The 18,965-nt window shown below is 70.6% G+C and carries 17 protein-coding genes and 1 riboswitch; of the genes, 9 read left to right on the forward strand and 8 right to left on the reverse strand.

Annotation, left to right across the window (positions count from 1 at the left end):
• Window positions 1–63: 63 nt before the first annotated feature.
• Window positions 64–435 (reverse strand): avidin-fold protein, encoded by a 372-nt coding sequence (locus AC067Z_RS01630; RefSeq protein ID WP_478787387.1) that lies wholly within the window; start codon window positions 433–435, stop codon window positions 64–66.
• 50 nt (window positions 436–485) lie between these two features.
• A riboswitch (TPP riboswitch) is annotated at window positions 486–598 on the forward strand.
• Here AC067Z_RS01630 and thiO point away from each other — a divergent pair.
• The 6 genes from thiO to AC067Z_RS01660 all read left to right on the forward strand — a co-directional run bounded on the left by thiO (window position 596) and on the right by AC067Z_RS01660 (window position 6,579).
• The gene (thiO, locus tag AC067Z_RS01635; RefSeq protein WP_478787388.1) at window positions 596–1,789 is read left to right on the forward strand and encodes a glycine oxidase ThiO; all 1,194 of its coding nucleotides are present in this window, start codon (window positions 596–598) and stop codon (window positions 1,787–1,789) included. Its footprint overlaps the riboswitch before it by 3 nt.
• A complete protein-coding gene (gene thiS / locus AC067Z_RS01640) occupies window positions 1,786–1,986 on the forward strand; it encodes a sulfur carrier protein ThiS (RefSeq protein ID WP_478787389.1) in 201 nt (66 codons plus the stop codon). Before thiO ends, thiS begins: the two co-directional genes overlap by 4 nt.
• A 6-nt stretch (window positions 1,987–1,992) precedes the next feature.
• The gene (locus AC067Z_RS01645; RefSeq protein ID WP_478787390.1) at window positions 1,993–2,787 is read left to right on the forward strand and encodes a thiazole synthase; all 795 of its coding nucleotides are present in this window, start codon (window positions 1,993–1,995) and stop codon (window positions 2,785–2,787) included.
• A gap of 394 nt (window positions 2,788–3,181) precedes the next feature.
• Window positions 3,182–5,119 carry a Stk1 family PASTA domain-containing Ser/Thr kinase gene (pknB, locus tag AC067Z_RS01650; RefSeq protein ID WP_478787391.1) on the forward strand — a complete coding sequence of 646 codons (1,938 nt, stop codon included), beginning with the start codon at window positions 3,182–3,184 and terminating at the stop codon, window positions 5,117–5,119.
• Between the two features lie 5 nt (window positions 5,120–5,124).
• Window positions 5,125–5,973, forward strand: coding sequence for a deoxyribonuclease IV (locus tag AC067Z_RS01655; RefSeq protein ID WP_478787392.1), 849 nt, complete (start codon window positions 5,125–5,127; stop codon window positions 5,971–5,973).
• Window positions 5,974–6,057: 84 nt separating this feature from the next.
• Window positions 6,058–6,579 (forward strand): DUF4396 domain-containing protein, encoded by a 522-nt coding sequence (locus AC067Z_RS01660; RefSeq protein WP_478787587.1) that lies wholly within the window; start codon window positions 6,058–6,060, stop codon window positions 6,577–6,579.
• A gap of 4 nt (window positions 6,580–6,583) precedes the next feature.
• Here the strand turns inward: AC067Z_RS01660 and AC067Z_RS01665 are convergent, their stop codons facing one another.
• A complete protein-coding gene (locus tag AC067Z_RS01665; protein WP_478787393.1) occupies window positions 6,584–7,216 on the reverse strand; it encodes a sulfite oxidase-like oxidoreductase in 633 nt (210 codons plus the stop codon).
• Window positions 7,217–7,370: 154 nt separating this feature from the next.
• Between AC067Z_RS01665 and bfr the strand changes: the two genes are divergently transcribed.
• Entirely contained in the window at window positions 7,371–7,850 is a 480-nt protein-coding gene (gene bfr / locus AC067Z_RS01670) for a bacterioferritin (protein WP_478787394.1), read from the forward strand.
• 16 nt (window positions 7,851–7,866) lie between these two features.
• On the opposite strand, the gene AC067Z_RS01675 is transcribed toward bfr, so the two are convergent.
• On the reverse strand, window positions 7,867–8,133 hold the full coding sequence (locus AC067Z_RS01675; RefSeq protein WP_478787395.1) for a (2Fe-2S)-binding protein: 267 nt from the start codon (window positions 8,131–8,133) through the stop codon (window positions 7,867–7,869).
• A 155-nt stretch (window positions 8,134–8,288) separates the two neighbouring features.
• Window positions 8,289–9,641, reverse strand: coding sequence for a class II 3-deoxy-7-phosphoheptulonate synthase (locus tag AC067Z_RS01680; protein ID WP_478787396.1), 1,353 nt, complete (start codon window positions 9,639–9,641; stop codon window positions 8,289–8,291).
• Between the two features lie 229 nt (window positions 9,642–9,870).
• Here AC067Z_RS01680 and AC067Z_RS01685 point away from each other — a divergent pair, with 229 nt between their 5' ends.
• Both AC067Z_RS01685 and AC067Z_RS01690 read left to right on the forward strand, forming a co-directional pair.
• Window positions 9,871–12,657 carry an N-acetylmuramoyl-L-alanine amidase gene (locus AC067Z_RS01685; protein WP_478787397.1) on the forward strand — a complete coding sequence of 929 codons (2,787 nt, stop codon included), beginning with the start codon at window positions 9,871–9,873 and terminating at the stop codon, window positions 12,655–12,657.
• Window positions 12,658–12,906: 249 nt separating this feature from the next.
• Entirely contained in the window at window positions 12,907–14,856 is a 1,950-nt protein-coding gene (locus tag AC067Z_RS01690) for an anthranilate synthase family protein (protein ID WP_478787398.1), read from the forward strand.
• A gap of 98 nt (window positions 14,857–14,954) precedes the next feature.
• On the opposite strand, the gene AC067Z_RS01695 is transcribed toward AC067Z_RS01690, so the two are convergent.
• The 4 genes from AC067Z_RS01695 to AC067Z_RS01710 all read right to left on the reverse strand — a co-directional run bounded on the left by AC067Z_RS01695 (window position 14,955) and on the right by AC067Z_RS01710 (window position 18,813).
• A complete protein-coding gene (locus AC067Z_RS01695) occupies window positions 14,955–15,983 on the reverse strand; it encodes a 6-phosphofructokinase (protein WP_478787399.1) in 1,029 nt (342 codons plus the stop codon).
• A gap of 163 nt (window positions 15,984–16,146) precedes the next feature.
• Window positions 16,147–16,794, reverse strand: a complete 648-nt coding sequence (locus AC067Z_RS01700) for a response regulator (protein WP_478787588.1) — start codon at window positions 16,792–16,794, stop codon at window positions 16,147–16,149.
• Window positions 16,795–16,817: 23 nt separating this feature from the next.
• Window positions 16,818–18,032, reverse strand: coding sequence for a MacS family sensor histidine kinase (macS, locus tag AC067Z_RS01705; RefSeq protein ID WP_478787400.1), 1,215 nt, complete (start codon window positions 18,030–18,032; stop codon window positions 16,818–16,820).
• A gap of 34 nt (window positions 18,033–18,066) precedes the next feature.
• Complete coding sequence (locus tag AC067Z_RS01710) at window positions 18,067–18,813, reverse strand: lysophospholipid acyltransferase family protein (RefSeq protein ID WP_478787589.1); 747 nt, start codon at window positions 18,811–18,813, stop codon at window positions 18,067–18,069.
• Window positions 18,814–18,965: the final 152 nt, after the last annotated feature.

Consider the following 18,965-nt stretch of genomic DNA (forward strand, 5'->3'; position numbering starts at 1 on the left):
GGCGCCGACCACGACGACTGAGCGCCGGTCCTGTTCCTGCGTCTGCTCGGTCACCCGGCCACCTTAACTATCTGACGCCCCATCAGGGAGATCGGATGCGGGCAGCTGCTCCACGACGCTGGTCCCGCTGCCCGCCCGGGACTCCCACTCCCAGGTCTCCTCCAGCCGCACCCGGTGGTCCGGCAGCTCGACGACGCCGGAGACGCAGTGCCCCGAGGACGTGGTGCCGTCCGTCGTCAACTGCACATAGCGGAAGTCCAGGCGGTCCCCGTCGCGCGTTCCCACGAGATGGCCGTGGACCACGTCACCACCTTCGTACGAGGCCCAGATCCTCCCGTTCTCCTCGCGGTAGACGAACCGGGTACGGGTACCGACCTGGCCCGGGTCCTGGTCCGCGACCGGCGCGAACACCAGCCCGTCGAGCGATCTCACCACGCTGCGGCTCCCTTACTGCGCCTCGCGCCCTGGGGTTAGGGTGGCCACCGTAAGGCACTCGCGGGAGCCCGGACGCACCGGGCTGAGAGGGAGGCTGGCCGGCCTCCGACCGTACGAACCTGATCCGGGTCATGCCGGCGAAGGGAGGGGCTGGACGCCCATGTCTCGTACACCGAATCCACCGGGTTCACCCGACGTCCTCGTCATCGGGGGCGGCATCATCGGCCTGGTCACGGCCTGGCGTGCGGCGCGGCGCGGGCTGCGCGTGGCCGTCGCCGACCCGGAGCCCGGCGGCGGAGCCGCACGGGTCGCGGCCGGCATGCTGGCCGCCGTCACCGAACTCCACTACGGCGAGCAGACACTGCTCGGCCTCAACCTCGAATCCGCCCGGCGCTACCCGGCCTTCGTGTCCGAACTGGAGGAGGCGAGCGGGCTGTCCGTCGGCTACCGCGCATGCGGCACGCTCGCGGTCGCCCTCGACGCCGACGACCGGGCACATCTGCGCGAACTGCACGCGCTGCAACGCCGTTCGGGCCTGGAGTCCGAGTGGCTGACCGGCCGCGAGTGCCGCCGGCTCGAGCCGATGCTCGCGCCCGGGGTACGCGGCGGGCTGCGTGTCGACGGCGACCATCAGGTCGATCCGCGACGGCTCGCGGCCGCGCTGGTCGTCGCCTGCGAACGGGCAGGGGTGGAGTTCCGTCGCACCTGGGCGGAGCGGCTCACGGTCGCAGGGGACCGCGCGGCGGGGGCGGTGCTGGCCGACGGCACCGAACTCTCCGCCGGGCAGGTGGTCCTGGCGGGCGGCAGCCTCAGCGGCCGGCTTGCCGGGGTGCCGGACGACGTGCTTCCGCCGGTGCGGCCGGTGAAGGGCCAGGTGCTGCGGCTGACCGTGCCGCGCCCGTACGCACCGTTCCTGTCCCGCACCGTGCGGGCCGTGGTGCGCGGCAGCCATGTGTATCTGGTGCCGCGCGAGAACGGCGAACTGGTGGTGGGGGCGACCAGCGAGGAGCTGGGCTGGGACACGACGGTCACCGCGGGCGGCGTGTACGAGCTGCTGCGCGACGCGCACGAGCTGGTGCCGGGCATCACCGAGCTGCCGCTCACCGAGACGCGTGCGGGGCTGCGGCCCGGCTCCCCCGACAACGCGCCGATCCTGGGATTCACGGCGCTGCCGGGGCTGTTGCTCGCCACCGGCCACTACCGCAACGGGGTACTGCTCACGCCCGTCACCGGCGACGTGATGGCGGCGGCACTGACCGGCGGCGAACTGCCGGATGTGGCACGGCCGTTCCGCCCCGGGCGTTTCGCGCCCTCCCCCGCGTTCCCCCTCGCACGTCAGGAGCAGCCCGCATGAACGTCTCCGTCAACGGCGAAGCAAGGGAGCTCGCCGACAGCACCACGCTGGACACGGTCGTCGCTGCGCTCACCGCCGCACCGTCGGGTGTTGCCGCCGCCGTCAACGAGAGCGTCGTCCCGCGCAGCCAGTGGGCGGGCACGCGGCTGGGCGACGGTGACCGTGTCGAGATCCTCACCGCTGTGCAGGGAGGCTGAGCAGTCATGGCCGACGACCTTCTCACCCTCGGCGGGACCACCTTCACCTCGCGCCTGATCATGGGTACGGGCGGGGCACCGAGCCTCGACATCCTGGAACGCTCACTGGTCGCGAGCGGCACAGAGCTCACCACGGTCGCGATGCGCCGCCTCGATCCGACCGTGCACGGGTCGGTGCTCTCGGTCCTGACCCGGCTCGGCATCCAGGTGCTGCCGAACACGGCGGGCTGCTACACCGCGGGCGAAGCCGTGCTGACCGCGCGGCTCGCGCGCGAGGCGCTCGGCACGGACTGGATCAAGCTCGAGGTCGTCGCGGACGAGCGGACGCTGCTGCCGGACGGGGTGGAGCTGCTGGAGGCGGCGGAGACCCTGGTCGACGACGGCTTCACCGTGCTGCCGTACACGAACGACGACCCGGTGCTGGCGCGCAGGCTGGAGGACGTGGGCTGCGCGGCGATCATGCCGCTCGGTTCCCCGATCGGATCCGGGCTCGGCATCCGCAACCCGCACAACTTCCAGCTGATCGTCGAGCAGGCGGGCGTCCCGGTGGTGCTCGACGCGGGCGCGGGCACGGCGTCGGACGCGGCCCTGGCGATGGAGCTGGGGTGCGCGGCGGTGATGCTGGCGTCGGCGGTGACGCGGGCGCAGGAGCCGGTGCTGATGGCGGAGGCGATGCGGCACGCGGTGGAGGCGGGGCGGCTCGCGTACCGGGCGGGCCGGATTCCGCGCCGGCACTTCGCGGAGGCGTCGTCGCCGCAGGAGGGCCGCGCGGCGCTGGACCCGGAACATCCGGCGTTCTGAGGGGGCGGGTCGGGGCCGCCGGGGGCTGCTGCGCGGCCTGTTCCGCTACCCGCCCTCGCCCTACGGCCTGGCGGCCGCGGGACCCCACACCCGTACCGCGCTCCGCGCGGTGTCCTCGAACACCGGACGGGCCGGAATCGCCGCTGCGGCAACGCAACCCCGCTCACCACGCCGGCACCCACTGGAGGCACCGACCACGACCGCGGGGCGTAGGGGCGGAGCCGCTGGGCGGAGCCCCGCAACACCGCGTGCAGCGCGGTAGGGGTCCGCGCGGAGCCCGGTTTGGGAACGGACAGGGTGGGGAGGCGCCACCTGACCCCCTCCCCGTCACAGCTCGGCTGCAGGCCCCCCACGCTCGTGAAACACCACCCGCCCGCCTCGTAGACTCCTCCCCGTGGACACGACCCTCAAGGACCCCCTCGTCGGGCAGCTGCTCGACGGCCGCTATCGCGTCGACGCGCGCATCGCCGTCGGCGGCATGGCCACGGTCTACCGGGCCGTCGACACCCGACTCGACCGGGTCCTCGCCCTCAAGGTGATGCATCCCGAGCTCGCCACGGACGCGACCTTCGTCGAGCGGTTCATCCGGGAGGCCAAGTCCGTGGCCCGGCTGGCGCACCCCAATGTGGTCGGGGTCTTCGACCAGGGCGCCGAGGGCGCGTACGTCTATCTGGCGATGGAGTACGTCGCCGGATGCACCCTGCGTGACGTTCTGCGCGAGCGCGGTGCGCTCCAGCCGCGGGCCGCGCTGGACATCCTCGAGCCCGTGCTCGCCGCGCTCGGCGCCGCGCACCGGGCCGGGTTCGTCCACCGGGATATGAAGCCGGAGAACGTGCTGATAGGGGACGACGGCCGGGTCAAGGTCGCCGACTTCGGTCTCGTAAGGACCGTCGGCTCGGTCACCAACACCTCCGGCACCGTGCTGGGCACGGTCTCGTACCTCGCCCCCGAACAGATCGAGTACGGCACGGCCGACACCCGCGCGGACGTCTACGCCTGCGGTGTCGTGCTGTACGAGATGCTCACCGGCGGCAAGCCCCACTCCGGCGACACCCCTGCCCAGGTGCTCTACCAGCATCTGAACGAGGACGTTCCCGCCCCCTCCGCACTCGTGCCCGGCCTCGCCTTCGAGCTCGACGAGCTGGTGGCGAGCGCGACGGCCCGTAATCCGGAGGTCCGCCCGCACGACGCCGTGACGCTGCTGGCGCAGGCGCGCGAGGCGCGGGCCGCGCTCCGCGACGAGCAGCTCGACGCAGTCCCGCCGCAGGCGCACACCGAGAACGGCTCCACAGCCGCTGCGGGCGCAGCCGACGACGACCGTACGGACGTGATCCCGCGGCTCCTTCCGCCTGCGGAGCCCGAGGTCCACCACACGGCACGCCTCTCGATGCCGCCCGCCGCCCGGCCGCCGGAGCGGCGCGGGAGAGCGGCCCGCGGGCCGCTGCCGCGGCGCGGGGTGCTGGCGCTGGTGCTCGCCCTCGTCGCGGTGCTCGGGATCGGCGCGGGCGTCTGGTACATCAATTCCGGGCAGTTCACCCGGGTCCCCGCCCTGATCGGCAAGACCGAGGCGGACGCACGCGGCCGGCTCGACAAGGCCGGGCTCGACGTGAACAAGGTCCGGCGCAGCTTCAGCGAGACCGTCCCGCGCGGCTCGGTGATCAACACCGATCCGGGTGTCAACGAGCGGATCCGCGGCAACGGCTCGGTCATACTGATCGTCTCGCGCGGCCCGAAGATCGTTAAGGTCCCGGACGTCGTGGAACGGCCGCTCGCCGATGCGCAGCGCGAGCTGCGCAAGGTGGGGCTGCGGCCGGGCGCGGTGACCAGGGAGTTCGACGAAACCGTCGCCCAGGGTTCGGTGATCAGCACGGACCCCGAGGCCGACAGCAGCCGCAGCCCCGACACCGCCGTGTCCCTCGTGGTCAGCAAGGGCGCGCCGATCGACGTCCCGGACGTCACCGGTGAGTCGGTGGCGGATGCCACCACCGAACTGGAAGAGGCCGGTCTCGAGGTGAAGGTCGCCGCGGAGCGAATCCATTCGCCCGAGGAGGCGGGCTCCGTCGCCCGGCAGTCGGTGCCCGAGGGCCGGCAGCTGGCGGCCGGCGAGACGGTCACGCTCACGGCCTCCAAGGGACCGCGGATGATCGAGGTCCCGGATGTGGTCGGCGACAGCGTGGACGACGCCACCGCTGAGCTGGAGGCGGCGGGATTCCTCGTGAAGGTCGAGAAGAACTTCCCGTTCCTCGGCGACAAGATCGAGAGCCAGTCCGTCGAGGGCGGCGACGACGCCCCCGAGGGCAGCACGATCACCATCAAGGTCAAGGGACTGTAGTTCTGATGCGCAACCCTGTCGGCGGCCATGTTCCCGTGGCCGGCGGCCTCGCCACGACCGGTCTGGCCTACGCGCGGGAGCTCGAGGCCGAGGCCGTGCAGGTCTTCGTGGCCAACCCGCGCGGCTGGGCCACGCCCACCGGCAATCCGGCGCAGGACGAGAAGTTCCGCGCCGAGTGCGAGGCGGACGGTATGTCGGCGTGGGTGCACGCGCCGTATCTGATCAACTTCGGCTCCCACACTGAGGCGACCGTCGATCAGTCTGTGCTCTCGCTGCGCCATTCGCTGCGCCGGGCCCGGCAGATCGGTGCGCCGGGCGTGGTCGTGCACACCGGTTCGGCGACCGGCGGGCGCAGCCGCGAGGTGGCACTGGCGCAGGTGCGGGAGCGGATGCTGCCGCTGCTGGACGAGCTGACGCACGAGGACGACCCGTATCTGCTGCTCGAGTCGACCGCGGGGCAGGGTTCCTCGCTCTGCTACCGGACCTGGGACTTCGGGCCGTACTTCGAGGCACTCGACGCGCATCCCAGGCTCGGCATCTGCCTGGACACCTGCCACATCTTCGCGGCGGGCCACGATCTCGCCGCTCCCGGCGGCATGGCGCGGACGCTGGACGAGCTGGTGGAGACGGTCGGCGAGGGGCGGCTGAAGCTGATCCATGCCAATGATTCGAAAGATGTGGTCGGGGCACACAAGGACCGTCACGCGAACATTGGCGCGGGACACATCGGCGAGGAGGCGTTCCGTGCACTGATGGCCCATCCCGCCACCGAGGGTGTTCCGCTCGTGATCGAGACGCCGGGCGGCAAGGAAGGGCACGCGGCGGATGTGGCGCTGCTGAAGAAACTGCGCTGATGTCGACCCGTCGAGGAATACCCCTGGGGGGTATATGGTTCCTACTGTCGGCAGGAACCGCTACCTGACGTTGGGGGCATGACCATGCAGCACGAGGCGCACGGGACACACACGCACCACACCGGGCACGACCACGAGACGCACGACCACGCCCGGCACGGCGCGGGCCCCGTCAGCTGGTCCATGGCCGCCAAGGCCACCCTGCACTGCCTCACCGGCTGCGCCATCGGCGAGATCCTCGGCATGATCATCGGCACGGCCCTGGGCTGGGGGAACGCCCCGACCATGGCGCTCGCCATCGCCCTGGCGTTCGTCTTCGGCTACTCGCTCACCCTCTGGGCGGTCGTCCGTGCCGGGCTGAGCCTGCGGGCCGCGATCGGCGTCGCCCTCGCCGCCGACACCCTGTCCATCACGGTGATGGAGATCGTCGACAACGGAGTGCTCCTGCTCGTCCCGGGTGCGATGGACGCGCATCTGACCGACGCACTGTTCTGGGGTGCGCTGGCCTTCGCGTTCCTCATCGCCTTCCTGGTCACGACACCCGTGAACAAGTGGATGATCGGCCGCGGCAAGGGCCACGCGGTGGTCCACCGGTACCACCACTGACGCCCTAGAGCTCGGGACCGTCTCCCGGTTCCTCCTGGTAGGAGTAGCGCTGCTCCTTCCAGGGGTCGCCGACGTTGTGATAGCCGCGCTCCTCCCAGAAGCCGCGGCGGTCGGCGGTCATGTACTCCACGCCCCGGACCCATTTGGGCCCCTTCCAGGCGTAAAGATGCGGCACCACGAGCCGCAGCGGGAAGCCGTGCTCCGCGGTGAGCAGTTCACCGTCCTTGTGGGTGGCGAAGATCGTGCGCTCCGCGGCGAAGTCGGACAGTCGCAGATTGGCGCTGAAGCCGTACTCGGCCCAGACCATGACATGCGTGACGGACGGCGCCGGCGGCGCGAGTTCGAGGATCGTACCGGCGGGCACACCACCCCATTCGGCCCCCGGCATGCTGAACTTCGTCACGCAGTGCAGATCGCCGACGATCGTCGAGAAGGGCAGCGCCGAGAACTCCTCGTGGTTCCAGCAGTGCTTGTCGCCGTCCGCGGTGGCGCCGAAGACCCTGAACTCCCAGCGGTCCGGCTTGAACTTGGGAACGGGCCCGTAATGGGTGACCGGCCAGCCACGCTGCAGTCGCTGCCCCGGCGGAAGCTCGGACTCCTCTGGTGCGCGGTAATCCCGGCTCTCCGGCTGACCCATGCCTTCAATGGTGACAGACCGGGAGGGGTGGTCATGACCAGGTCTGGGCCGATTCGGGCAACTCCTACTAAGGAGGCACTTACTGGACGCCCCCCTGCCACGGTGCGAGGATGCGCGAACCTGCCCAGTCACACGCGCGGAAGGAGCCTCTGCGATGCAGGGCGACCCCGAGGTCATCGAGTTTCTCAATGAGCAGCTGACTGCCGAATTGACCGCGATCAACCAGTACTTCCTGCATGCCAAGATGCAGGAGAACTTCGGCTGGACGAAGCTCGCCAAGTACACCCGGGCCGAGTCCTTCGACGAGATGAAGCACGCGGAGGTCCTCACCGACCGGATCCTGTTCCTGGACGGTCTGCCGAACTACCAGCGCCTGTTCCATGTGCGGGTCGGGCAGACGGTCACGGAGATGTTCCAGGCCGACCGTCAGGTCGAGGTGGAGGCGATCGACCGCCTCAAGCGCGGTATCGAGGTCATGCGCGCGAAGGGCGACATCACCTCGGCGAACATCTTCGAGTCGATCCTCGAGGACGAGGAGCACCACATCGACTACCTCGACACCCAGCTGGAGCTGATCGAGAAGCTCGGTGAGCCGCTCTACATCGCGCAGCTGATCGAGCAGCCGGAGGGCTGAGGGCCCCGCGGGGCGCTCAGGCGGCTTCGCTCAGCCCCGCGCCGCCCGTGGCGGTCGGGTCGGACGCCAGGACGGCGGCGTTCTCGCCGGCCTCCAGCAGCTCGCGGCGGGGGCATGCCCCGCGGCCGAGCAGACCCTGAATGCGGCGTACGCACGAGCCGCAGTCCGTGCCGGCCTTGGACACCGACGCGATCTGGCGGGGGGTGCAGGCACCGGCCTCCGCGTGCTCCTTGACCTGCTTCTCCGTGATGCCGAAGCACGAGCAGACGTACACGCGGTTCACCTCCCGGAAGATGGGGCGGGATCGATTGGGCGCCGTCCCGATTGGTCGGTGAGGCTAACCTAACCTTACCCGCCACCTCCAGCTCGCAAAAGCCCCGGATACGACCGTGGGGCGCGGATCACATGGATCCGCGCCCCACCGTCATCACGCCGTCACTACTGGTCGCGGTACATCTCGGCCACCAGGAACGCCAGGTCCAGCGACTGGCTGCGGTTCAGCCGCGGGTCGCACGCCGTCTCGTAGCGCTGGTGCAGATCGTCGACGAAGATCTCGTCGCCGCCGCCCACGCACTCCGTGACGTCGTCGCCGGTGAGCTCCACGTGGATGCCGCCCGGGTGGGTGCCCAGCGCCTTGTGGACCTCGAAGAAGCCCTTGACCTCGTCGAGCACGTCGTCGAAGCGGCGGGTCTTGTGACCGGAGGCCGCCTCGAAGGTGTTGCCGTGCATCGGGTCGGTCACCCAGGCGACGGTGGCACCGGACGCGGTCACCTTCTCGACCAGCTCGGGCAGCTTGTCGCGGACCTTGTCGGCGCCCATGCGGACGACGAAGGTCAGCCTGCCCGGCTCACGGTCGGGGTCGAGGCGGTCGATGTAGGTGAGCGCCTCGTCGACCGTGGTGGTCGGACCGAGCTTGATGCCGATCGGGTTGCGGATCTTGGAGGCGAACTCGATGTGCGCCCCGTCCAGCTGCCGGGTGCGCTCACCGATCCAGACCATGTGGCCCGAGGTGTTGTACAGCTGACCGGTGCGGGAGTCGGTACGGGTCAGCGCCGACTCGTAGTCCAGCAGCAGCGCCTCGTGGGAGGCGTAGAACTCGACCGTGCGGAATTCCGCCGGGTCGGTGCCACAGGCCTTCATGAAGTTGAGCGCGTTGTCGATCTCGCGCGCGAGCTGCTCGTAGCGCTGGCCGGACGGGGACGACTTCACGAAGTCCTGGTTCCAGGCGTGCACCTGGCGCAGGTCGGCGTAGCCGCCGGTGGTGAAGGCGCGCACCAGGTTGAGCGTCGACGCGGAGGCGTTGTACATCCGCTTGAGGCGCTCGGGGTCCGGGACGCGGTCCGCCTCGGTGAACTCGAAGCCGTTGACGGAGTCGCCCCGGTAGGTCGGGAGCGTCACGCCGTCGCGGGTCTCGGTCGGCTTGGAGCGCGGCTTGGAGTACTGACCGGCGATCCGGCCGACCTTGACGACCGGCACGGACGCGGCGTACGTCAGCACGGCGCCCATCTGGAGCAGGGTCTTGAGCTTGTTCCGGATGTGGTCGGCGGACACGGCGTCGAAGGCCTCGGCGCAGTCGCCGCCCTGCAGAAGGAACGCCTCGCCCTTGGCGACGGCTCCCATCCGGGCGCGCAGCTGGTCGCACTCGCCCGCGAAGACGAGCGGCGGATACGACTCGAGGTCCGCGATCACATCGCGCAGAGCCTCGGCATCGGGGTACTCGGGCTGCTGCGCCGCGGGCAGGTTTCGCCAGGTGTTGCCACCGGTAGCGGTGGTCTTAGCGTTCACGGTCACGCCGTCAACATTACGGGGTCGCGGAGCCTGTCCATGACTGCGCTCAGCAGATGAGACGGGGCCCCAGCGAACGTTGTCATGTCCCGGTGCTAGCCTCAGGCAGTTTGCGACCGGGCGGGGAGCCCGGTCGCTGTCACTTCCAGAGCCTGCAGGGGTGGGCGTTGAACAGGGGTGGGGCGTGAATCCGAGGCATCGGAGAAATCGTAGGAAGAGATCGATCCTGTACGGGGTGGCGGCCGCTGTCGTGGCGACCGCCGTCGCAGGCACGGTCGCCGTGGCGTCACCGGAGCTGCTGGGCGGGTCGGGCGACGACGCGAAGGCGGTGGCACCGGGAGCCCGGCTGCAGACCGCGTTCCAGGAGGCCGCGGAGGAGTTTTCCGTCCCGCAGAGCGTGCTGATGGCGGTCTCGTACCGCCAGACGCGCTGGGAGACCCACGAGGGCACGCCGAGCACTACCGGCGCGTACAACGTGATGGGTCTGACGCAGGTCGACGCGGACGACGTCGAGCAGGACGACGAGCACCGGCTCGAGCACATGAACCGCAGCGGCGACCCGAACATCGAGAAGCACTTCGATGCCGAGGAAGCGCTGCGCACCACGCCGAAGGACACCGTCGACACGGACGATCCCCGGCTGCACACCCTGGACGAGGCGGCCCAGCTGATCGACTCGTCCGAGGAGTCCGTCAAGACCGACGCCGAGGAGAGCATCCGCGCCGGCGCCGCGCTGCTCGCCGAGTACCAGGAGGAGGCCACGGGCTCCCTGCCCGACGAGGCCGACGCGTGGTACGCAGCGGTGGCGCGCTACAGCCAGTCGCCGGACAGCAAGGGCGCCGAGCTCTTCGCGAAGCGCGTCTTCGAGTCGATCAGGACCGGTGAGAGCCGGCTGACCGCGGACGGCCAGCAGGTCACGTTGCAGGCGGACCCCTCGGTCAGCCCCGTGAAGCCGTCGAAGGTGCCCCTGGCGACGAACGCGAGCACGTCCGCGGCGCCGACGCCCGAGTGCCCCTCCGGCCTCAACTGCAACTTCATCCCGGCCGCGTACAAGGCGAACACCGCCCCGGACGACTACGGCAACTACAACGTCGCCAGCCGCCCCGAGGGCGGCTACGACATCCGCTACATCGCCATCCACGACACCGAGGGCAGCTACGACGGCTCACTGGCCGTCTTCCAGAACTCGCAGTCGTACGCCAGCGCGCACTACATGGTCCGCGCCTCCGACGGTCTGGTCACCCAGATGGTGGAGAACAAGAACGAGGCGTGGCACGCGGCGAACAAGACCGTCAACATGCACGCGATCGGCGTGGAGCACGAGGGCTACGCGCTGAAGGACGGCAAGGGCTGGTACACCGAGCCGCAGTACGAGTCGTCCGCCGCGCTGGTGAAGTTCCTGGCGGCCAAGTACGCCATCCCGCTCGACCGCCAGCACATCATCGGTCACGACGAGATCCCCGGTGTGCTGGATGCCAAGGTGCGCGCCCAGCACTGGGACCCGGGCCCGTTCTGGGACTGGAACCACTACATGGAGCTGCTCGGCGCTCCGACCGGCGCAGGTGGCGCGGGCGGGCCGCTGAAAGCGGGCCAGCAGGTGCGCTACGTGCCGCCGTTCACCTCGGCGAACCAGCCGAAGCTGACGTACGGCAGCCTGTCGGTCTCCCCGAAGCCGGCGAACTTCAACTACCTCTACACCTCGCCGTCCACGTCCGCGGCGACGCTGAGCGACCCGTACCTGGGCACCCAGACGTCGACCGAGGGCTCGAACTGGGCCAACAAGCTCGTCGCGGGCGGCGAGTACGTGGTCGCGGAGTCCACGAACGACTGGACCGCGATCTGGTACGGCGGCCAGAAGGCATGGTTCCGCAATCCGGGCGGCCAGTGGACCGTGCCCGTCGGCGCGGGCACCAAGACCGTGCTCACGCCCAAGGCGGGCGTGTCCTCGATCAAGGTGTACGGGCGTGCCTACCCCGAGGACGCGGCCTACGCGGGCACGGACGTCGAGGTGCAGGCCGAGAACTCGGCGTCGCTGACGAAGTACAGCGTCCCGGCCGGCCAGAAGTACGTGCAGGCCGGCGGTGTGGTCGCCGGTGACTACTACTACGGCGGCACGCTCGACGGTACGGGCCCCGGCTCGCGCACCCTGGTGAAGGGCACGGTCAACCAGTTCATCCCGATCCGGTTCAACCACCGCATCGGCTGGGTGAAGGCCGAGGACGTCGTGCCGGTGACGACCCCCGCGTCCGACCCGGGCACGACGCGCTTCAACGCCCTCGGCCGGGACTCCTCGGGATCGCTCTACCAGTACCAGGGCACGGGCAGCGCCTCGGTGCCGTTCTACTCCCGCTACCGGGTCGGCGGCGGCTGGCAGATGTACAACACCCTGACCGACCTGGGCGCGCTGCGCGCCGACGGGACCGGCGACATGGTGGCCCGCGACACCTCCGGGGTGCTCTGGTACTACCGGGCGAGCGGCAACAAGAACTCGCCGTTCAAGGGCCGTCTGCAGGTGGGCTCGGGCTGGGGACAGTTCAACGTCCTCCTCGGCACCGGGGACCTGACCGGCGACGGCAAGCCGGACATGATCGCCCGGGTGAAGTCCGACGGCAGCCTGTGGCTGTACAAGGGCACCGGTGACCCGGCCGCCCCGTTCGCGGCCCGCACCAAGATCGGTACGGGCTGGGGCATCTTCAACACCCTGGTCGGCACCGGGGACCTGACCAAGGACGGCAAGGCCGACATGATCGCCCGCGACACTTCGGGCGTCCTGTGGCTCTACAAGGGCACCGGCAACGCCACCGCGCCCTTCGCCGCCCGCACCAAGGTGGGACCGGGCTGGGGCATCTTCAACACGCTGGTCGGCACCCGCGATCTGAACCAGGACGGCATCCCGGACATGATCGCCCGTGAGCCCTCGGGTGCCCTGTGGTTCTACAAGGGCACGGGCAACGCCGCCACGCCCTTCGCCGCCCGCACCAAGGTGGGCAACGGCTGGCAGATCTACAACCAGCTGATCTGACGCTCCACGCGCAGGCACTCCGCCCGCGGCGCTGCGGCCGTCCTCATCGTGGGACGTGCCGCGGCACCGCGGGCGGATGCGTTAGGGTCGGCGCCATGTTCGCGCAGCAGATGAAGAACTGGTGGTGGACCGCACTTCGGCGGCCCACCTCCTGATCGCGCGCAGCACCGGATCGCGAAGGCCGCCCGAGGGGCGGCCTTCACTGTTTCCCGGACCAGCGGCCGTTCCTCCCACCCGGAAGGAACACCCATGCTGATCGGCAGACTGCTGGACGACGACTGCCCTCCGTTCGCCCTGCTGCACCGGCGTACGCCCGGCCGCGACCACGACACCGTCGAGGTGCTGGTCGGGCCCGTCGTCGAGGCCGAGAGACTGGCCGACATCCCCGTGGGCGAGCGCCCTTCGCTCGCCCTCGTCCCCTTCCGCCAGATCGCGGAGCGCGGCTTCGACGTGGCCGACGACGGGACCCCGCTGTCGGTGCTGCTCGCCGACGAGTGCCATGAACTCCCCCTCGGCGAGGTGCTCGACGCCCTCCCCCGGCACGCGGTACAGGTCGAGGGCGGCGCGTTCGACGTCGCCGACGACGAGTACGCGCAGATCGTGCGGCGGGTCGTCGACGACGAGATCGGGCAGGGCGAGGGCGCGAACTTCGTCATCCGCCGCACCTTCACCGGGCAGATCCCCGGTTTCGGCCGCGCCGACGCGCTGGCCCTGTTCCGGCGGCTCCTGGCCGGGGAGCGGGGAGCGTACTGGACGTTCGTGGTGCACACCGGCGAGCGCACACTCGTCGGCGCGAGCCCCGAGGTGCACGTCCGCATGCGCGGAGGCACGGTCGTCATGAATCCGATCAGCGGCACCTTCCGGTATCCGGCCGGGGGCCCGACCGCAGAGGCGCTGCTGGGCTTCCTCGGTGACCGCAAGGAGCGCGACGAGCTGTCGATGGTCGTCGACGAGGAGCTGAAGATGATGTGCACCGTCGGCGACATGGGCGGTGTCGTCGTCGGGCCCCGGCTGAAGGAGATGGCTCATCTCGCGCACACCGAGTACGAGTTGCGGGGGCGTTCGTCGCTCGATGTGCGCGATGTGCTGAAGGAGACGATGTTCGCGGCGACGGTGACGGGCTCGCCGGTGCAGAACGCCTGCCGCGTCATCCGGCGCCACGAAGTGGGGGGCCGCGGCTACTACGCGGGGGCGCTCGCGCTGATCGGCCGTGATGCGACGGGCGCGCAGACGCTGGACTCGCCGATCCTGATCCGCACGGCCGACATCGACCCGGCCGGTGCGCTGCGGGTTGGCGTCGGTGCCACGCTGGTGCGGCACTCGGACCCGATGGCCGAGGTGGCGGAGACGCACGCGAAGGCCGCAGGGGTGCTGACGGCGCTGGGGGTACGCCCGGGGCGTGCCCCGTCGGCCGGCCCCGTCCCGCATCTCGCCGACGACCCGCGGGTGCGGGCCGCCCTGGACGCGCGCCGCGCCGACCTCGCACCGTTCTGGCTGCGGATGCAGGATGGGGTATCCCCTGCTCGAAGAGCTCGGGGTGGGGCGCAGCGCCTGTCCGGGCAGGCGCTGGTCGTCGACGGCGAGGACACCTTCACGGCGATGCTGGCGCATCTGCTGCGTTCGTCGGGCCTGGACGTCGCGGTCCACCGCTACGACGAGGCCGGTCTGCGGGAGCGGGTGCTCGCCCATCGCGGCCCGGTGGTGCTCGGTCCCGGCCCCGGCGACCCGGCGGACACGAGCGATCCGAGGATGCGCTCGCTGCGGGCGCTGGCGCGCGACCTGTTGCGGGAGCACCGGCACGGGCCCGCCCGCCGACCGGCCACCACCCCTCATCGGGAACCCTCGGGCCGCACCTCCTTGCTGGGTGTCTGCCTGGGCCACGAGCTGATCGCCGCCGAACTGGGCCTGGACATCGTCCGCAAGGACGAGCCGTACCAGGGCGCGCAGGAGCGGATCGACTTCTTCGGGCGCGCGGAGACGGTCGGCTTCTACAACAGCTTCACCGCGCGCTGCGACGAGGCGGCCGCGGCCGAACTCGCCCTGCACCGGGTCGAGCTGAGCCGGGACGCGGTGACCGGGGACGTGCACGCGTTGCGCGGGGCCGGCTTCGCGGGGGTGCAGTTCCATCCGGAGTCGGTGCTCACGATGAACGGGGTGGGGCTGACGGCCGAGTTGCTGGCGGGCGTGCTCGTCGGCTGAGAGGTGTCGAGGGCTTCCACGCTTCCCTCCGGGAACGCGAGCGGCGAGCCGTATGTCGCGGACATACGGCTCGCCGCAGGCGGAAGCGTCCGGCCGGCTCAGCCGAAGAAGACGCCGACCTCCTCGTAGAGCGCCGGGTCGACCGTCTTGAGCCGGGCGGTGGCCTCGGCGATCGGCACCCGCACGATGTCGGTGCCGCGCAGCGCGACCATCTTGCCGTAGTCCCCGTCCCGTACGGCGTCGATCGCGTGCAGCCCGAACCGGGTGGCGAGCCAGCGGTCGAAGGCGCTCGGAGTGCCACCGCGCTGGACGTGACCGAGAACGGTCGTGCGGGCCTCCTTGCCCGTACGGCGCTCGATCTCCTTGGCGAGCCACTCGCCGACGCCGGAGAGCCTGACATGGCCGAACGAGTCCAGCGTCCCGTCCTTGAGGACCGCCTCCCCGTCCTTGGGCATCGCGCCCTCCGCGACCACGACGATCGGTGCGTAACTCGCCTTGAAACGCGAGGTCACCCAGGCGCAGACCTGGTCGACGTCGAAGCGCTGCTCGGGGATGAGGATGACGTTCGCCCCGCCCGCGAGCCCGGAGTGCAGGGCGATCCACCCGGCGTGACGTCCCATCACCTCGACGACCAGGACCCGCATGTGGGATTCGGCGGTGGTGTGCAGCCGGTCGATGGCCTCGGTGGCGATGCCGACCGCCGTGTCGAACCCGAAGGTGTAGTCCGTGGCGGACAGGTCGTTGTCGATGGTCTTCGGCACGCCGACGCACTTGATGCCGTACTCGTCCGAGAGCCGCGCCGCGACTCCGAGGGTGTCCTCGCCGCCGATCGCCACGAGCGCGTCCACCTCGTGCTTGGCGAGGTTCTCCTTGATCCGGCGGATGCCGGAGTCCTCCTTGAGCGGATTGGTGCGCGAGGAGCCGAGGATGGTGCCTCCGCGGGGCAGGATGCCGCGGACGGCCGGGATGTCGAGCGGGATCAGGTCGCCTTCGAGCGGTCCGCGCCAGCCGTCGCGGTAGCCGACGAACTCGTACGCGTACTCCTGGACGCCCTTGCGGACGAGGCCGCGGATGACCGCGTTGAGGCCGGGGCAGTCGCCGCCCCCGGTCAGTACTCCGACGCGCATGGAAACTTCCCTTCGCCTGGTGAGCCCTAAGACCGTCACGCTAATGGTGATGCAGGTCACTCAGGGATGGGGCGAACGGTCAATTCCTGTGCTTCTCGGGGTCGTTGAGCGTACGGAATTCACTCGAACGAGAACGCCGGATCACCCTGGGGTCGACGGCCCGTCAGGCGTCGTCCAGACCGGCCTCGATGGCGTAGCGCACGAGCTCCACGCGGTTGTGCAGCTGAAGCTTGCCGAGAGTGTTCTGGACGTGGTTCTGCACGGTGCGGTGGGAGATGACCAGCCTCTCGGCGATCTGCTTGTACGACAGCCCCTTGGCAACCAGCCGCAGCACCTCGGTCTCCCGGTCGGTGAGCTGCGGCACCTTGGGGTCGTCCGCACCGGCCGCCGGAGCGGGCTCGGACGCCAGCCGGCGGTACTCGCCGAGGACCAGTCCGGCGAGCCCCGGGGTGAAGACGGGGTCGCCGACGGCGGTGCGCCGCACGGCGTCCGTCAGTTCCTCGGTGCTGGCCGACTTCAGCAGATAGCCGGTCGCCCCGGACTTCACGGCCTCCAGCACGTCTGCGTGCTCGCCGCTCGCGGACAGGACCAGGACGCGCAGCCCGGTCAGCGTGCCGACGAGCTCCTTGCACACCTGCACGCCCGGCATCGCGGGCAGATTGAGGTCGAGCACCAGGACGTCCGGGACGACGGCCTTGGCTCGGCGCACGGCCTGCGCGCCGTCGCCCGCGGTGGCCACGACGTCGAAGCCGGCGGCTTGTAGATCGCGGGCGACCGCGTCCCGCCACATCGGGTGGTCGTCGACCACCATCACCTTGATCTGCTGCTGTTCGCTCACTTCTTCTTCTCCGCCTTCCCCCGGGGAACCTTCAACTCGACTTCCGTGCCCTGGCCGGGGACCGAGATCAGCTCGGCCGTGCCGCCGAGGTCCCGCAGCCTGCCGCGGATGGACAGGGCCACGCCCATCCGCCCCTCTCCCTGCGCCTGCGCCAGCCGGCCCTCCGGGATGCCGGGCCCGTCGTCCCTGACGGTGACGATCACCTCGTCCGGCCAGTCCTCCACCAGGATCCATGCCCGCGCGTCCGCGCCGGCGTGCCTGCGGACATTGTCCAGAGCGGCGCCGACGGCGGCGGCAAGCTCCTTCGCGGCGGCCGCCTCCAGCAGCACGGGGGCGCCCGGTTCGGACAGGGTCACGCGTGCACCGGCGTGGGCGGTGAGGAGGGTACGCAGATCGCACGGTCCTTGCGTGCCGCCGTCGTCCGGCTCGTCGACGATCCGTACGACGGCGCCCTGCGACTCGTCCTCGGAGACACGGGAGGCGGGCACGATTCCGCCGGCCACCAGGCTGCGCAGGGCGACCTCCTGCTCCCCCGCCATCCGGCCCAGTTCGGCGGCCTCGCCGCCCAGTGCCGTACCGCGCCGCTGCACCATCGCGAGCACCTGCAGCACGCTGTCGTGGATGTCGCGGGCCAGCCGCTCGCGTTCGCGGGTCGCCGCCTCGATCTCCAGGGCGCGCGCGAGGGTGCGCTCGGAGGCCCGGGCGACCTCGACGACATAGCCGATGGCGATGGACGCGACCCACACGAGCAGGACGTTGTGGAAGGTGTCCCGGCTCGGCTCGCCGCGCTCGACGATGTTGGCGACGGCGACCAGCGACGAGGCGAACCCGGCCCAGCGCCAGCCGCCCTTGATGGCGAAGGCGAGCACGGAGCCCGCGGTCCAGATCGTCGGGAGCGTGGGGCCGTCCTGCGTCTGCGCCTGGGCGTCGGCGAGCGGGGTGAGCAGGATGCCCGTCAGCGCGACCGTCAGATCGGCGATCAGGAAGCCCTTGGTGCACCGTGCGGCGCCGACGACCCTGGGGAGCGTCGCCAGCGTCCAGACGACCATCACCGCGAGGAAGCCGGCCGCGATCCCCGGGCGCTCGAACTGGTCCCGGGTGAAGGCGAACAGCAGCACCGCGTAGACCATGGTCAGCAGGCGGTAGCCGGTGAGCGCACGCCACAGCGGCTGCTCGACCGACATCCGTACGACGCGCTCGCGCCTGGCCACTTCCCTACCCCCCCGAACCGTCTGCCGTGTGCGGCTATGCGGCCGGCCGCTGCGACTTCTTCGCCTTCGCGGCCTTCTCCGCCTCCGCCCTGGCGGCCTTCTCGGCCTTCTCGGCATCGGCGATCTGGCGCTTGGCAGCCGTCGCGTAGATGTCGACGTACTCCTGGCCGGACAGCTTCATGATCTCGTACATGACCTCGTCGGTCACCGAGCGCAGGATGAAACGGTCGCCCCCCATGCCGTGGTAGCGGCTGAAGTCGAGCGGCTTGCCGATCCGGATGCCCGGGCGCATCAGCTTGGGGACGATCTTCCCGGGCGGCTGGATCTTCTCGGTGTCGATCATCGCCACGGGGATCACGGGTGCGCCGGTGGCGAGCGCCACGCGGGCGAGCCCGCCGGGCTTGCCGCGGTAGAGGCGGCCGTCCGGGGACCGGGTGCCCTCCGGGTAGATGCCGAACAGGCTGCCGGACTCGATGACATCGATACCGGCCTTGATCGCCGCCTCACCCGCCCCGCGCGCACCCGAACGGTCCACCGGGAGCTGACCGACACCCTTGAAGAACGCGGCGGTGAGCTTTCCCTTCACGCCCGGCGACGTGAAGTACTCCGCCTTGGCGATGAAGGTGACCTTGCGGTCGAGCACGGCCGGCAGGAAGAAGGAGTCCGAGAACGACAGGTGGTTGCTCGCGAGGATCGCCGGGCCGTCGGCCGGAATGTTCTCCAGACCCTCCACCCAGGGCCTGAAGGCAAGCTTCAGCGATCCCCCGAGGGAGAACTTCATGGCACCGTAGATCAACTCGAAATCCTCCTGTGTGTTCTCGAACAGACCTTAACCCGTGGTGGGCCCGCTCCCCCCGCCGCGGGTCCGGGCCCTTGCGGTGGCGGCCCTGGTCGGTGTCGGTCCGGTCGCGTACCGTGAAGGGCACCCTCGAC

The organism is Streptomyces sp. NPDC043812, from assembly GCF_056436245.1.